Source organism: Futiania mangrovi, assembly GCF_024158125.1.
GTDB lineage: Bacteria > Pseudomonadota > Alphaproteobacteria > Futianiales > Futianiaceae > Futiania > Futiania mangrovi.
Genome location: NZ_JAMZFT010000001.1, coordinates 243272 through 257472, shown reverse-complemented (window position 1 = coordinate 257472; position 14201 = coordinate 243272). Strand labels below are relative to the sequence as shown.

Sequence of the window (14201 nt, the reverse complement as noted above, 5' to 3'; positions counted from 1 at the left end):
GGGCCGCGCTCAGACCGCGCTCAGGACGGGTCGCGGCGCGGTTTGGGCACGCCGATCTCCGCCATCTCGCGCAGTGCCCATTCCACGCTGCGTTTCAGCACCTGCCCGGTCGCCAGGTCGAAGGCGTGCACGATCTCGGGCATTGTGTTCGCGGTCGAGGGCACCCGTTCCTCGAAGGTGCGCGCCGCGACGATATGACCTTGCGGCTCGCGCACCAGCTTGAGGTTGAGCGTCACGCGGACGTCCGGCGCCTCGCCAAGAACGGCATACTCGGCCTGGAACTCCCTCAGCGTGCCCATCAGCCGGAAATCCGACGTCAGGTTGATCGCATACCGGCCTACCGACGTGATTCGATTGCTGTTTTCGAAGGATTCCACCAGCAGCGACTGGATCATCTTCGGGGCACGGTCGATCCACTGCGCGTCGGCGAAATAGCGGACCTCGAGGTTGCTCGGCTTGAGGGCGATCCGGCTCGTGTTCACCGCGCTCGTCGCCACCGGCTCGTCGATGATCAGCTGCCAGCCCACCGTGGGCAGATTCTCCGAAAACGAGTTCTTCGGAGACAGGTCGTAAAGGTCGGCCGGCGCGGTACCCGGCAGCGGGAGGGTTCCGCATCCGGCCAGCCCAAGGGCAACGGCGGCGATCAGAGCATGGCGTATCATTCCGGTCGGTACTCCGGTGTCTGTGTGCCGAGAAGGAAGCGGGCCGGATCGGCCTCGATCCGGGCCGTCACGCGCTCGAGGTTGAGGACGAGCTGGCGCGCCTCCTGCACGAAGCGGACGAACTGCGGCAGCCCCGACTGGATGAAGTCGTTGAGCGGTGCACGGTTGTCGATGACGAGGCCCTCCAGTTCGCCGACGAACCCGTTGGCGCGGCCCACGGCGCTGCGCACTTCGCGCGTGATCGCGGGAAGCTCCCGCTCCAGCAGCGCAGCCGTCCGCTCGATGGCGCCATTGGCGGTGGCGACGGACTTGCGGACATCGCCTGCGAGCGGCGCGATGTCCCCATCCAGAACCCGGTTCACCGTCGCAAAGGCGGCCTCGGCCTGCTCCACCACGCCATCCGTACCCGCCAGGAGACGGTCGATCCCGGCAAGCGTCCGGTTCGCGGCCGCGAATGTCTCGGTCGCGGTGGCAAGCGTCTCCTCCGCGGTGGCGGAGAGCGTTTCCACGCGCCCGCTGACCGTGGCGATCGCGCCCGAGGCGTCCGCGAACACCGTGTCGGCCTGGCGGACCGCGCCGCGCAGATCGGCGACGAGCGCCGTGACCTCCCCTTCCACAAGCCGGTCCACCGTCGCGATCGCCGCGTTCGCCCGCTCGATCGCGGCGCGCGCCGAGTCGAGCGTCGCATCCGCGGTGCGGATCGTCTGCCCGGCCGCATCGGTCAGCTCGCCCAGATTTCCGGTAAAGCCGCGCACGTCGCCCACCACGACACCCAGTTCGCCGGTGAGCGTGCGCACCTCCTGCAGCGTGACGGTCAGGTCGGCCGTCGCCTCGTCCACGTTCTTCAGGATGGACGCGATGCGGGCCTTGTTGTCGTCGTTGACGATGCCGCGCACCTCGTCGAGAAGCTCGATGGCGCGTGACAGAAGCTCCGGAACGGCGGTCAGCACGTCCTGGAAGGCGGAATCCTTCGAGGGGATCTCGGCATAACGCTCGCCCGGACCGGGTTCGAGCGGCGCCGACGCCGGCCCTCCGCCCTGCAGGGAGACGAAGGAGACGCCCGTCACCCCCTGAAGCTCCAGCGTGGCGATCGTGTCCTCGTTGACCGGCGTCTCGGCATCGACTTCCACGCGCACGCGCACCTTTCCGGGATCGCGCGTATCGATCGCGATGTCGGCAACCTGCCCCACCAGCACGCCGTTGTAGCGCACGTCCCCCGCGCGCGAGAGGCCTGCCGTGTTCTTGAACAATATGTCGTAGTAGGCAAACTCCCGCGACACCTGCACGTTCGCAAACCAGATGAGTAGCCCGGTTCCCGCGGCGAGCCCCAGCAGCGTGAACAGTCCGATCAGGAAATGGTTCGCGCGGGTTTCCATGCCGTCTCCGCCTTCATCGGTTCCCGGCCGCCGCGGCGCCCCGGGCTGCCCGGGCCCGCGGTCCGCAGAAATACTCCCGGATCCATGGATGATCCTGCCGCACCATATCCTCCATCGTGCCGGTCACCAGCACCCTTTTCTCCGCCAGCACCGCAATGCGGTCGGTCGTGGCGACCAGCGTATCGAGATCGTGCGTGACGAGGAACACGGTCAGCCCCAGCGTCTCGCCGAGATCGTGCAGCAACGTGTCGAAGGCGGCTGCTCCGATGGGGTCGAGGCCGGCCGTCGGCTCGTCGAGAAAGAGGATTTCCGGATCGAGCGCCAGCGCACGGGCAAGCCCCGCCCGCTTGCGCATGCCGCCCGAGAGTTCGGAAGGAAACTTGTCGTTCGCCTCCGGCGGCAGGCCGACCATGGCGACCTTCAACTCCGCAAGCTCCGCCCGCAGCGCCGGCGAGAGGTCCAGATGCTCGCGCATCGGCACCTCCACGTTCTGCCGCACGGTCAGGGACGAGAACAGCGCGCCGTCCTGGAAGAGCACGCCCCATCGGCGCTCGATGGCGCGCCGCTCGGCCGGGGGGGCGCGCAGCACATCGGTGCCGAACACGCGGATCTCTCCTGCCTTGGGGCGGTTGAGGCCGACGATCGTGCGCAGCAGCACGGACTTGCCCGTGCCAGACCCGCCCACGACGCCCAGGATCTCGCCGCGGTAGACGTCGATGTCGAGGCCGTCGTGCACGACCTGCCGTCCGAACTGGTTGCGCACGCCGCGCACCTCGATGACGGCGTCGCGCATCGGCCCCTGCGCGCCGTTCATATGTCGAGCTCCACGAACAGGATCGCGAACAGCGCGTCGGCCACGATCACGAGGAAGATCGCACGCACCACCGACTGCGTGGTGAGCCGGCCCACCGATTCCGCGCTGCCCGACACCTGGAAGCCCTGGTAGCAGCCCACGATCCCGATGATCATGGCGAAGAACGGTGCCTTGATGAGGCCCACGGCATAGTGCCAGACGTCCGTCGTCTCGTGCAGCCGGGTCACGAACATGCCCGGCGAGATGCCCAGCGAGATCCAGGACATCAGTCCGCCGCCGATCAGGCCGACCACGTCCGCGATCACGCCCAGGACCGGCAGCATGAAGACGAGGGCCAGCACGCGCGGCAGGACCAGCACGTCCACCGGGTCGAGACCGATCACCCGCATCGCGTCGATCTCCTCGCGCACCTTCATGGACCCGATCGCCGCCGTGAAGGCGCTGCCCGACCGGCCCGCGATCACGATGGCGGTGAGAAGGATGCCAAGCTCGCGCAGCATGGCGACGGCGATCAGGTTGACGACGAAGACTTCCGCGCCGAAGGCCCGCAGCTGCACCGAGCCCATGTACGCGATCACCACGCCGATCAGGAAGGAGATCAGGCTCACGATGGGCACGGCCGCAAGGCCGGTTTCCTGCATGTGATAGACGAGCGAGGTGAGCCTGAACCGACGCGGCATCACGAGGACGCGCCCAAGCCGTGCGAGCGTCAGGCCGAAGAAGGCGACGATGTTGCGTGCGTCAGCCACGCCATGGGCGACGCGCACGCCCAGAAGCGTGAGGAGGCGCACAATGCCTCCGGGCCCGCCCGCGCGTCCCTCGCCGAGGGGGGGCGCTGCCACGAGGTCGAGCAGCCGCCGGCTGGCCTCCGGCACTCCCGCAAGGGTGATCCCGCGCTCCGACTCGAGCCGGTGCAGCAGGTAGGCCCCCCCGGTGTCGAGCCGCCCGGCAGCCGAGAGGTCGAGGGTGACAGGTCCCCGGTCGCGCGCCGCATGAACCGCCTTCAGCGCGCGTTCCGCGTCCGCGAGCGTCGCCATGACCCAGTCGCCGGAGAGCGCAAATCGTCCCTGCCCGTCCCCGGTCGCGCGCGGCGGGGCCGGCGATGTCATGTACCGCCCTGCCCGCGCTGCCAGCCCGTCCGCCGGCATTCGATCCCTGCAATGGACACAGCTGCCCCTCCCCCAAGGCCTGCGAACACTCCTGCCCCCAGGGGGGGCGCCCGTCCGGCAGGCGGATGTCAAGGTGCCAAGCCGGAGAGCGGCGGGCAAGGCTTCCCGCGCATTGGCCAAAAGCCTTATCGCGCGGCTCTTGGCGTTCGCTCAAGCTGCGTGTACCGTGTCGGCAGGACACGCGGGGCTGACAAGTCAATCAATATCCAAGGCCATCACGGTTGCATGTCCTGCATGCCTGCGGATGACCGCCGCACGGCCCGGGGAGCTTTCGCCATCGTGGCGGAAGGGGCTGGCAGTAATCCGATCGGCACCGGCGTGCGCATCGCGCCGGTGCAATCTGCACAGGGAGGAAATTGAATGACCCTTTCCAGCATTGCGCGGCTTGCCGGCGCGACGGTTCTTGCCGCCGGACTTGCGACGGGGGCCGCGTCGGCCCAGTCCATCAACTGGGACATGCAGAGCACCTATCCCAGCTCGCTGAAGCAGCTCGGCTCGCTCGGCGTCCGGATCCAGGAGCAGCTCAAGACCGTCTCGGGCGGACAGATCAACGTGAAGTTCCAGGAGCCGGGCGCCATCGTGCCGGCCCTCGAGGCCTTCGACGCGGTCGCCTCCGGCGCCGTGCAGGCCGCCTGGTCGACGCCGGGCTACTGGATCGGCAAGGAGCCGGCGCTGGCGCTCTTCGCGGCCGTTCCGTTCGGGCCGTCGGCAGGCGAATACCTCGCCTGGATGAAGTTCGGCGGCGGCCAGCAACTCATGGACGAGGTCTATGCCAAGCACGGCATCAAGTCGCTGATCTGCGGCCTGATCGCGCCGGAAGCCTCGGGCTGGTTCCGCAAGGAAATCAATACGGTCGACGATCTGAAGGGCCTGAAGATGCGCTTCTTCGGCCTCGGCGCGCAGGTGATGAACAAGATGGGTGTGTCGACCCAGCTTCTGGCGGGCGGCGACATCTTCCCGGCGCTTGAGCTCGGCACGATCGATGCGACCGAGTTCTCGATGCCGGCCATTGACCTCAACCTCGGCTTCTACCAGGTCGCGAAGCACTACTACCTGCCGGGCTGGCACCAGCAGACCACCCTGTTCGACCTGATGATGAACAAGGACGAGTGGGAAGGCCTCAGCGACCAGCAGAAGGCGATCTTCCAGACGGTTTGCGACGCGAACGTCGCCTATGGCTTCGCGGAGGGCGAGGCGATCCAGTTCTCCGCGCTGAAGGAGATCGAGTCGAAGGGCGTGACCATCCATCGCTGGTCGCCCGAGATCCTCAAGGCCCTGAAGGCTGCGTGGGACGAGGTGATCGCCGAGCAGACGAAGAACGAGACCTTCGCGAAGGTCTGGGCTTCGCTGTCGGAGTTCCGCGCGAACTACAGGTCCTGGGGCGACCGCGGCTACCTGCGTGCGGGCGATCTCGACTGACGCCCGGCTCAGTGCATGACGGCGCGGGGCCGGCCTGACCGGTCCCGCGCACTGTTCTGCACGGAAGAAATGCTGGCGGGGGCGACCCTCGCCGGCAGCCTTCCCTCCGGAAAAGGGTGCGGCCCATGCCTTTCCTGATGCGTGTCAGCGAGGCGCTGGAAGCGTTTCTGCAAGCGATCGGACGCGTTGCGTCGTTCCTGTTCATCCCGCTGATGATCGTGATCTTCTACGACGTCACCCAGCGGAAGATCCTGGAATACGACCACGATTTCACCTCCAGCGTCTTCTACTTCAGCTCGACGAAGATGCAGGAGATGGAGTGGCACATTCACGCCGTGCTGTTCCTGCTCTGCCTCGCCTATGCCTATCTCAAGGATGCCCACGTCCGCATCGAACTGGTTCGCGACCAGATGCACCCGCGCACCCGCGCCTGGATCGAGCTGATCGGCTGCCTGATCTTTCTCATTCCCTACTGCATCCTGGTGACCGACTACGGCTACACCTTCGCCGAACGCGCCTTCCTCTCCGGGGAGTCCTCGGCGAGCGGCGTCGGCCTCTCGCACCGCTGGATCGTCAAGGGCGCCCTGCCGCTGGGCTTCCTGCTGCTGGGCCTTGCGGGGCTCGCGGTCGCCCTGCGTTCGCTCGTCTACCTGTTCGGGTCCGAGGATCTGCGGGCACGGGCGCGTTCCCACGTCGGCGTGCACCATGCCGACGATCCGAACAGACCGGTCGCAGACTGACCGTCGGCGCGCCTGAAGGGAAAAGACCGCAATGGAAATGCTCGTCGAGTCGCTGCCGATCCTGATGTTCCTCTCACTGGGGATCCTGCTGTTCTCCGGCTACCCGGTCGCCTTCGTGCTCGGCGGGATCGGCCTGGGGTTCGCCTTCATCGGGGACTGGCTGGGTGTGTTCAACGTCGCCCGCCTCATGGTCGTGCCGAGCCGGATCTTCGGCGGCACGATGGAGGCGCCGGTCCTCGTCGCAATCCCGATGTTCATCTACATGGGCACGATGCTGGAGAAATCCGGTGTCGCCCGCGACCTGCTCTACTGCCTGCAGGTGCTGACACGCCGCGTGCCGGGCGGCCTTGCGCTCTCCGTCACGCTGATGGGCACGATCATGGCCGCGACCACGGGCATCATCGGCGCGAGCGTGGTGATGATGACGCTGCTCGCCCTGCCCGTGATGCTGGAGCGCGGCTACAACAAGTCGCTTGCGACCGGCACGATCGCGGCCTCGGGCACGCTCGGCATCCTGATTCCGCCGTCGATCATGCTGGTGATCATGTCGGACCTGCTGTCCATCCCGGTCGGCACGGTCTTCATAGCCGCGATCATTCCGGGCCTGCTGCTGTCCTCGCTCTACTGCATCTACATCTTCGCTGTCTGCCACATCAAGCCGGAGCTTGCGCCGCCGCTGCCGGACGACATCGGGCCGTCGGACCGGGGAGAGTTCTGGGCGATGATCCTCAAGAGCTTCCTGCCGCCGATCCTGCTGATCGTGGTTGTGCTCGGCTCGATCTTCGCCGGCTTCGCAACTCCGACCGAGGCTGCGGGCGTCGGCGCCATCGGCGCAACCGTTCTGGCGATCTGGAACCGCAAGCTCGACTGGGGCACGCTGAAGGACGTGTGCGACCGCTCGGCGCTCACCACCGCCATGCTGTTCGGCATCTTCGTCGGCGCGACCTGTTTCTCGCTCATGTTCCGCTGGCTGGGCGGCGAGGCGCTCATCGACGAATTCATCGCCGAGTGGGGCGTCGGCCCCTGGGGCATCCTGTTCGTCCTGATGGCGATGATCTTCTTCCTGGGCTTCTTCTTCGACTGGATCGAGATCACGCTCATCGTGCTGCCCGTGTTCGGCCCGATCGTGGGCAAGCTCGACTTCGGCGGTCACGTGGGCGAGTACGCCGCCATCGCCAATGCGGGGGTGATCTGGTTCACCATTCTCGTCTCGGTGAACCTGCAGACCTCGTTCCTGACGCCACCGTTCGGGTTTGCGCTCTTCTACATGAAGGGCGTGGCGCCGGCGGGCGTGACGATCCAGCACATCTACAAGGGCATCATTCCGTTCGTTCTGCTTCAATTGACCGGTCTCGGTCTGGTAGTGCTGTTTCCTGAGCTGGCGCTGTGGTTGCCTGGCAAGCTTCTGGAATGACAAGAACGGGATGCTCGAACCGTGGAGATCAAGACCCCCTACCTGCTGTTTCTGGGTGACGCGCCGGACCAGCCTGCGGCCAAGACCGCTCTTGGCGTCGTGGACTGGCGGCCGGAGTGGTGCGTGGGCCAGCTTCGCCTGCCCGGCTGCAAGGCCGACGCGGGCGTTCCCGACCTGACCATCGGCGAGGCCGTGGCGAAGGGGGCGAAAACCCTCGTGATCGGCGTGGTCAATTCGGGTGGTGTCCTGCCGCATTCCTGGGTCGAGACGATCGTCACCGCGCTCGAGGCGGGCCTCGACGTGGCGAGCGGCCTGCACCGCCGCCTGCAATCCATCCCGGAGGTCAACGCGGCTGCCGAGAAGCATGGCCGTGCGCTCCACAATCTCCGCACACCGGCGGAGGAGTTCACGACCGGCAAGGGCGCACACCGCACCGGAAAGCGCGTTCTGACCGTCGGCACCGACTGCAACGTCGGCAAGAAGTACACCGCGCTGGCGCTGGAGCGGGAGATGCGGGAGCGCGGGCTCAAGGCCGATTTCCGCGCGACCGGCCAGACCGGCGTGCTGATCTCGCGGCGCGGCACGTCCGTGGACGCGGTCATTGCCGACTTCATCTCCGGCGCCGCGGAGTGGCTGTCGCCCTCCAACGACGACGACCACTGGGACCTCGTCGAGGGGCAGGGCTCCATCTGGCACCCCTCCTTCGCGGGCGTGACGCTTGGCCTGCTGCATGGCGCGCAGCCTGACGCGGTCGTTCTCTGCCACGAGCCGACGCGCACCAAGATGCGCGGCACGGACTACCCCCTGCCCTCGATTCGGTCGACCATCGACACGATCCTGCACCTCGGCCGCCTGACCAATCCGGCGATCCAGTGCGTGGGCATCGCCGTCAACACCTCGCAACTCCCGGAAGGTGAGGTTGCCCGCTACCTCAAGGGACTGGAGCGGGAGCACGGTCTGCCCGCAACGGACCCGATCCGCCACGGCGTGGGCCCCATCGTCGACCGTCTGCTCGCCTGCGTGCCATGAGCGCGCGCACCGTCCTTGCGGTCGCGGCGGAAAGCTGGCCGCTCGCCTCGGCGTTCCGCATCTCGCGCGGCGCGAAGACGAGCGCGGAGACCGTCGTCGTCACGCTGAGCCGCGGCGACGTCTCGGGCCATGGGGAGTGCGTGCCCTACGCCCGCTATGGCGAGACGGTGGCAGGCACGATCGCGCAGATCGAGAAGGTGCAGGCGGCGGTCGAGGCCGGCCTGACACGGGACGACCTCGCCCGCCTGCTGCCGGCGGGCGCGGCACGCAACGCGCTCGACTGCGCGCTCTGGGATCTCGAGGCGAAGGAGGCGGGCAAGCCCGCTTGGCAGCTCGCCGGTCTCGACCAGCCCCCTGCCCCCGTGACGACCTGCTACACGCTCGGCATCGACACGCCTGACGCCATGCGGGAGGCCGCGCGCAAGGCCGCCTCGCGTCCGCTGCTCAAGGTCAAGCTGGGCGCGGGCGCGGAAGACCTCGACCGCATCCGCGCCGTGCGCGAGGGCGCGCCGAACGCGCGCCTCGTGATCGACGCGAACGAGGGCTGGGACATCGACACGCTCGCCCGCCTCGACCTGCCGCTCGCCGATCTTGGCGTGGAAATGATCGAGCAGCCGCTTCCCGCTGCCGAGGATGCAGCCCTCGCGGGCTTCGCCCATAGGGTGCCGATCTGCGCCGACGAATCCTGCCATACGAGCGCGAACGTCGCGGAGCTTGCCGGACGCTACGACATGGTCAACCTCAAGCTGGACAAGACCGGCGGCCTGACCGAGGCGCTGGCGCTGTCGGAAGCCGCGCGCACCCACGGCCTCGGCCTCATGGTCGGCTGCATGGTCGCCACCTCGCTCGCCATGGCGCCGGCGATGCTGGTGGCGCAGGGGGCCGCTGTCGTGGACCTCGACGGGCCCTTGCTGCTCGCCCGCGACCGGGTGCCGGGCCTGCGTTTCGAAGGATCGACCGTCCACCCGCCCGAGCGCGCGCTCTGGGGCTAGCCGATCGTCCTCACGCAGGCCGCCACGTCCGCATGAGCCGCCAGGTGACGAGCGTTCCGGCGAGCGTCATCGCCGCCATCGCCAGGTAGGAGAGCGCGCCCAGCCGGTCGAAGACGAGGCCCATCCCCGCCGTCGCGCCTGCAAGCAGGATCCCCCCGGAAATGGTGTTGTAGAGCGTCTGCCCCGTGACGCCGAGGCGCGGGCTGAGCGCCCCGTGCAGGAACTGCACCGCGCCGAGGTGCATCGCCCCGAAGCTCAGCGCGTGCCCCGTCTGCAGCACGAACAGCGCCCAGAGCGGCGGGTCGAAGGCGAGCCCCAGCCAGCGCACGCTCGCCCCCAGCCCGCCGATGAGCACCAGCGCCAGCGGCCCGAACCAGCGCCCCACCCGGCCCGCGAACGCAAACAGCAGCACCTCCGCCACGACGCCCACGCCCCACAGCAGACCGATGGTGGTCTCGTCATAGCCGAGCCTGCGCCAGTGCAGCGCGGAGAAGGCGTAATAGACCGCGTGCCCGGCCTGGATCAGGCCACCCCCCATCGCGAGCATCAGGAACGGCCGCGACCGCAGCAGCCGGCCCGCGTCCGACAGGCGCGCGCGCTTCGGCTCTGCCTCCCCCTCGCCCCGCGGCTGCGGGCGGGGCTCCGTCGCGATCAGGCTGCCCGCAGCGGCCAGCGCCGCCGTGATTACCATCCACCAGATCACGGCCTCCGATCCCATCGTGCCGACCGTCCAGCCGCAGCCTATGGCCGCGAGGATGAAGGCGGCCGACCCCACTGCCCGCATCACGCCATAGCTCGCGCCCGTGTCGGCGGCGGTGCGCAACGCGATGGTCTCGTTGAGCGGGATGAGCGTCGGCAGGAAGGCCGCCAGCAGCGGCGCCATCGCCAGCAGCACCAGCGGCGGCACAGCCGGCACGAAGCAGAGCAGCACCAGCGTGCCGATGACCGAGATCAGACCGTAGGAGCGGATCAGCGAGCCGCTGCGGTCGATCAGCAGCGCCACGCCCGGCCCCGCGACGATGCGGGTGAGGCCTACGAGGCCAAGAAACAGGCCGATGTCACCGGGGGTGAGCCCGCGCCCCTCCAACCAGACCGGAAAGAACGGCAGGAACGCCCCCACGTGTCCGAAAACCGCCGCATAGAGCAGCGATACGCCCACCGCGGGGGGAAGGCGCGGACCACGCGGGCCGGACGCAGGCGGTGCGCTCACATCAGGCCCGGCGCGTGGAAGGGCAGGAAGGTGACGAGGTCGCCCTCGGCGATCCGCGTCGTCTCCTCCGCCACCTCGATCAGGCCGTCGGCCTCCCGCAGCGAGGTGAGGATACCCGACCCGTCGCGCGGGAACTTGGCGACGCCGGTCAGCGTGCCGTCCGCCTCCCGCACGCCGATCCCGCGCAGATATTCGCGCCGGCCGGGCTTCTTCTTCATCTCGAAGCGGGCGGGCACGCGCACGCGCAAGGGTGGCCGCCACGTCTCCCCCTGCAGCCGCGCCATCAGGGGCTGCACGAACATCAGGAAGCAGACGATGGCCGCGACCGGATTGCCCGGAAGTCCCACGAACACGGTGTCGCCGATCTGGCCCATGCCGAGCGGACGTCCCGGCTTGATCGCAAGCTGCCAGGCGTGGAGCCTGCCGATCGCCTCGACCGAGGCCATGACGTGATCCTCGGCACCCTTCGATGCGCCGCCCGTGGTCAGGATCAGGTCCGCGCGCGCCGCCGCATCCTCCAGCGCCGCCTGCACGCGGCCGCGCTCGTCGCGCAGCACGCCGAGGTCGATCAGGCCGACGCCGAGCGGGGCGAGCAGCGCGCGCAGGATCGGCCGGTTCGCGTCGTAAACCTGGCCCGGCGGCAGATCCGCGCCGGGCGGCACGATCTCGTCGCCGGTGGAGAAGATCGCGACGCGCAGCCGCCGGCGCACCTTCAGCCGGCCGCGCCCCAGCGAGACCGCCGCGCCCACGTCCTGCGGCCGCATCCGGTGGCCGGGGCCGAGGATCACGCTGCCCGCCTTCACGTCCTCGCCCTTGCGGCGCCGGTTCGCCCCAGGCTTCGCGCCCGCCGGGACGATGACGTGACCGTCCGCGGTCTCCACATCCTCCTGCATGACGATGGTGTCGGCCCCTTCGGGCACCATCGCGCCCGTCAGGATCTGTACCGCCTCGCCCAGCCGGACGGCACCTTCGAACGGATGCCCCGCTGCCGCGCGTCCAGCAATGGCCAGCCGCGTCGGCCCCGGATGGGCGAGACTTGCATGGGCGAACGCGTAGCCGTCGACCGCGGCATTGTCGAAGGCGGGCACGTCCTGCGGCGCGGCAATCTCCTCGGCGAGCACGCGCCCGCCCGCCTCCTCCACCGGCACCTCCTCACGCTCCGCAACCGTCACCGCAGCGCCGAGGATCGCGGCCAGCGCTTCCTCTGCGCGCAGCAGCTTCTGCGGCCCGGCGAAGCAATCGTCGGCGAGGCGGGGTCCGGGCGTGTCTGCCTTGCCGGTCATTTCCGCTCCGGCAGGCCGACGTGCGCGAGGATCGCGTCGGCAATGGTCGGCACGTCGTCGATGTCGAGCACAGGCACGTCCACGTCCTCCACGTCGCCATTCGAGGCGACGAAGCGGATCGTCGGATCGTTGCGCGCGATCAGTTCGCGCCCGCCGGGCCCGCCGGTCTCGACGAGGTGCACCTCCAGCTTGTCGTGCGTGTCGCGCTTGTAGCCCTCGACGATCACGAGGTCCACGGGCGCGAGCCGCTCCAGCAGGTCCGCGAGCGCCGGTTCGTCCTCCCCGTCCCGCACCTCGTGCATCAGCGCCCAGCGCGCGGCCGATGCCACCAGCACCTCCTTCGCCCCCGCCTGCCGGTGCCGCCAGCTGTCCTTGCCCTCCTGGTCGACGTCGAAGGCGTGGTGGGCGTGCTTGATGGTGGAGACGGTGAAGCCGCGGCCGACGATCTCCGTCACCAGCCGCTCGACGAGCGTGGTCTTGCCGTTGTTCTTCCAGCCCGTGATTCCGAAAATCCGCATGTCTGCCGCCTCTTCATCCCGTTTGGCCGCAACCCTAGTCCGCGACGGCGATCCGGTCGAGAAGCCGTTCGGCCTCCGTCAGGTCGTCGGGACGATTGGCGTTGAAGAAGGGATCGACCGGTTCGGAAGCGAAGGCAACCTCGGCCAGCGGATAGCGCGCGGTGAAGAGGTCGACCTTCCGTACCTCCTCCTCCCGCATCGCGCGGGCGAGGTCGTCGGCGAGATCGACCGGCCAGAGCCCGAAGACCGGGTGCGTGCGCCCGCCGCTCGCAGCGCAGGCAAGCCGCGCACCCGCCCGCTCCATCTCGGCCGCCATCCGCGCCACCAGGTCGTGCGGCAGGAAGGGCGTGTCGGTCGCGAAACTTGCGACGTGGGTCGCCTCGGGCACGTTGGCTCCGGCCCATTCGAGCCCCGTGAGAATGCCCGCGAGCGGCCCCGCGAACCCCTCCACCACGTCCGCCGCGACCGGCAAGCCGAAGTGCGCGAACCGCTCCGCCGGTCCGTTCGCGTTCAAGACCAGCGCACGGACCTGTGGCCGGGCCCGGCCGATCACATGCTCGAGAATGCTCTTGCCGCCGATCTCCTTCAGCGGCTTGTCGCCCCCACCCATGCGGCGCGCAAGGCCACCCGCCAGCAGCACGCCGACGACGTCGCGGGCAGGCTCAATCGGCATCGGCGTGGCTCGCCTTGCGGGCGTGGCGGCGGTCCTCGTCCTCGACGCGGCCGAGGTCGGCGTCGAACACGATCCGGTCGAGGCCGGAGAGCGCAAGGAACCGCTTGCCCTTCATCCGCCCGATGAGCGTCAGGTTCGCCTGCCGCGCCAGTTCCACACCCCACGCCGTGAAGCCGGACCGGGAGACGAGTACGGGGATCCCCATCTGCACCGTCTTGATGACCATCTCCGAGGTCAGGCGTCCCGTCGTGTAGAAGATCTTGTCCGCCGCGGGCACCTTGTTCATGTGCATGTAGCCCGCGATCTTGTCGACGGCGTTGTGGCGGCCGACGTCCTCCATGTAGACCAGCGGCCGGTCCTCCTGGCAGAGCACGCAGCCGTGGATCGCGCCCGCCTCGAGATAGAGGCTCGGGCTCGTGTTGATCTTCTTCGACAGCGCATAGAGCCAGGACGTGCGCACGCGCGCATCCGGCGCGAGCTTCGCCTGCCCGAACGTCTCCATAATGTCGCCGAAGACCGTGCCTTGCGCACACCCGCTGGTCCTGATCTTCTTCTTGAGCTTTTCCTCGTAATTCGTTTCACGTGCTGTGCGAACGACCACGATGTCGAGGTCCTCGTCATGGTCGATGGCGACGATCTCGTCGTCGGCGCGCAGCATGTTCTGGTTCAGCAGGAAGCCGACCGCCAGCATCTCCGGATGGTCGCCGATGGTCATCGACGTCACCACCTCCTGCCGGTTCAGGAAGATCGTCAGCGGGCGCTCCATCACCACGCGCGAGGCGACGGGCTTGCTGTCCTGGTCGAGGCCTTCGACAGCCTGCGTCAGGCGCGGGTCGTGCGGATCGGGGCGGATGTGAAACTCGTCCATGGGGGGTGAGTATGGGTCGGCCCCTCCCGCGCGA

Annotated in this window: 14 protein-coding genes; 5 read left to right on the top strand and 9 right to left on the bottom strand. The window is 68.6% G+C overall.

From position 1 onward, the window contains the following. Positions 1–20: 20 nt before the first annotated feature. The 4 genes from NJQ99_RS01205 to NJQ99_RS01190 are packed head-to-tail and all read right to left on the bottom strand — an operon-like array spanning position 21 to position 3961. Entirely contained in the window at positions 21–662 is a 642-nt protein-coding gene (locus NJQ99_RS01205) for an ABC-type transport auxiliary lipoprotein family protein (protein WP_269330979.1), read from the bottom strand. Further along, a complete protein-coding gene (locus tag NJQ99_RS01200; RefSeq protein WP_269330978.1) occupies positions 659–2038 on the bottom strand; it encodes an MlaD family protein in 1380 nt (459 codons plus the stop codon). Before NJQ99_RS01200 ends, NJQ99_RS01205 begins: the two co-directional genes overlap by 4 nt. A gap of 13 nt (positions 2039–2051) precedes the next feature. After that, the gene (locus NJQ99_RS01195; RefSeq protein WP_407933351.1) at positions 2052–2831 is read right to left on the bottom strand and encodes an ABC transporter ATP-binding protein; all 780 of its coding nucleotides are present in this window, start codon (positions 2829–2831) and stop codon (positions 2052–2054) included. Between the two features lie 17 nt (positions 2832–2848). Next, the gene (locus tag NJQ99_RS01190) at positions 2849–3961 is read right to left on the bottom strand and encodes an ABC transporter permease (protein WP_269330976.1); all 1113 of its coding nucleotides are present in this window, start codon (positions 3959–3961) and stop codon (positions 2849–2851) included. A gap of 420 nt (positions 3962–4381) precedes the next feature. On the opposite strand from NJQ99_RS01190, the gene NJQ99_RS01185 reads away from it, so the two are divergent. From NJQ99_RS01185 to dgcA, 5 genes are all read left to right on the top strand, one after another. Beyond that, a complete protein-coding gene (locus tag NJQ99_RS01185; RefSeq protein WP_269330975.1) occupies positions 4382–5440 on the top strand; it encodes a TRAP transporter substrate-binding protein in 1059 nt (352 codons plus the stop codon). A 125-nt stretch (positions 5441–5565) separates the two neighbouring features. Next, positions 5566–6180, top strand: a complete 615-nt coding sequence (locus NJQ99_RS01180; protein WP_269330974.1) for a TRAP transporter small permease subunit — start codon at positions 5566–5568, stop codon at positions 6178–6180. A gap of 31 nt (positions 6181–6211) precedes the next feature. Then, the gene (locus NJQ99_RS01175; RefSeq protein ID WP_269330973.1) at positions 6212–7594 is read left to right on the top strand and encodes a TRAP transporter large permease; all 1383 of its coding nucleotides are present in this window, start codon (positions 6212–6214) and stop codon (positions 7592–7594) included. A gap of 21 nt (positions 7595–7615) precedes the next feature. Continuing rightward, the gene (gene dgcN, locus NJQ99_RS01170; RefSeq protein WP_269330972.1) at positions 7616–8623 is read left to right on the top strand and encodes an N-acetyltransferase DgcN; all 1008 of its coding nucleotides are present in this window, start codon (positions 7616–7618) and stop codon (positions 8621–8623) included. After that, the gene (gene dgcA, locus NJQ99_RS01165) at positions 8620–9615 is read left to right on the top strand and encodes an N-acetyl-D-Glu racemase DgcA (protein WP_269330971.1); all 996 of its coding nucleotides are present in this window, start codon (positions 8620–8622) and stop codon (positions 9613–9615) included. The genes dgcN and dgcA overlap by 4 nt, the downstream gene beginning before the upstream one ends. A 10-nt stretch (positions 9616–9625) precedes the next feature. On the opposite strand, the gene NJQ99_RS01160 is transcribed toward dgcA, so the two are convergent. Genes NJQ99_RS01160 through fdhD form a run of 5 tightly spaced genes read right to left on the bottom strand, consistent with a single transcriptional unit; the run spans position 9626 to position 14167 of the window. Continuing rightward, positions 9626–10774, bottom strand: coding sequence for an MFS transporter (locus NJQ99_RS01160; protein ID WP_269330970.1), 1149 nt, complete (start codon positions 10772–10774; stop codon positions 9626–9628). A 47-nt stretch (positions 10775–10821) separates the two neighbouring features. Next, complete coding sequence (locus tag NJQ99_RS01155; RefSeq protein ID WP_269330969.1) at positions 10822–12108, bottom strand: molybdopterin molybdotransferase MoeA; 1287 nt, start codon at positions 12106–12108, stop codon at positions 10822–10824. Continuing rightward, positions 12105–12626, bottom strand: a complete 522-nt coding sequence (gene mobB, locus NJQ99_RS01150; protein ID WP_269330968.1) for a molybdopterin-guanine dinucleotide biosynthesis protein B — start codon at positions 12624–12626, stop codon at positions 12105–12107. Before mobB ends, NJQ99_RS01155 begins: the two co-directional genes overlap by 4 nt. 34 nt (positions 12627–12660) lie before the next feature. Then, positions 12661–13299 (bottom strand): molybdenum cofactor guanylyltransferase MobA, encoded by a 639-nt coding sequence (gene mobA / locus NJQ99_RS01145; RefSeq protein WP_269330967.1) that lies wholly within the window; start codon positions 13297–13299, stop codon positions 12661–12663. Continuing rightward, on the bottom strand, positions 13289–14167 hold the full coding sequence (gene fdhD / locus NJQ99_RS01140) for a formate dehydrogenase accessory sulfurtransferase FdhD (protein WP_269330966.1): 879 nt from the start codon (positions 14165–14167) through the stop codon (positions 13289–13291). Before fdhD ends, mobA begins: the two co-directional genes overlap by 11 nt. Positions 14168–14201: the final 34 nt, after the last annotated feature.

Bases quoted from the DNA above. Each gene is read 5' to 3' on its own strand.
- NJQ99_RS01205 (WP_269330979.1), bottom strand. From the start codon at position 662: ATGATACGCCATGCTCTGATCGCCGCCGTTGCCCTTGGGCTGGCCGGA.
- NJQ99_RS01200 (WP_269330978.1), bottom strand. From the start codon at position 2,038: ATGGAAACCCGCGCGAACCATTTCCTGATCGGACTGTTCACGCTGCTG.
- NJQ99_RS01195 (WP_407933351.1), bottom strand. From the start codon at position 2,831: ATGCGCGACGCCGTCATCGAGGTGCGCGGCGTGCGCAACCAGTTCGGA.
- NJQ99_RS01190 (WP_269330976.1), bottom strand. From the start codon at position 3,961: ATGACATCGCCGGCCCCGCCGCGCGCGACCGGGGACGGGCAGGGACGA.
- NJQ99_RS01185 (WP_269330975.1), top strand. From the start codon at position 4,382: ATGACCCTTTCCAGCATTGCGCGGCTTGCCGGCGCGACGGTTCTTGCC.
- NJQ99_RS01180 (WP_269330974.1), top strand. From the start codon at position 5,566: ATGCCTTTCCTGATGCGTGTCAGCGAGGCGCTGGAAGCGTTTCTGCAA.
- NJQ99_RS01175 (WP_269330973.1), top strand. From the start codon at position 6,212: ATGGAAATGCTCGTCGAGTCGCTGCCGATCCTGATGTTCCTCTCACTG.
- dgcA (WP_269330971.1), top strand. From the start codon at position 8,620: ATGAGCGCGCGCACCGTCCTTGCGGTCGCGGCGGAAAGCTGGCCGCTC.
- NJQ99_RS01155 (WP_269330969.1), bottom strand. From the start codon at position 12,108: ATGACCGGCAAGGCAGACACGCCCGGACCCCGCCTCGCCGACGATTGC.
- mobB (WP_269330968.1), bottom strand. From the start codon at position 12,626: ATGCGGATTTTCGGAATCACGGGCTGGAAGAACAACGGCAAGACCACG.
- mobA (WP_269330967.1), bottom strand. From the start codon at position 13,299: ATGCCGATTGAGCCTGCCCGCGACGTCGTCGGCGTGCTGCTGGCGGGT.
- fdhD (WP_269330966.1), bottom strand. From the start codon at position 14,167: ATGGACGAGTTTCACATCCGCCCCGATCCGCACGACCCGCGCCTGACG.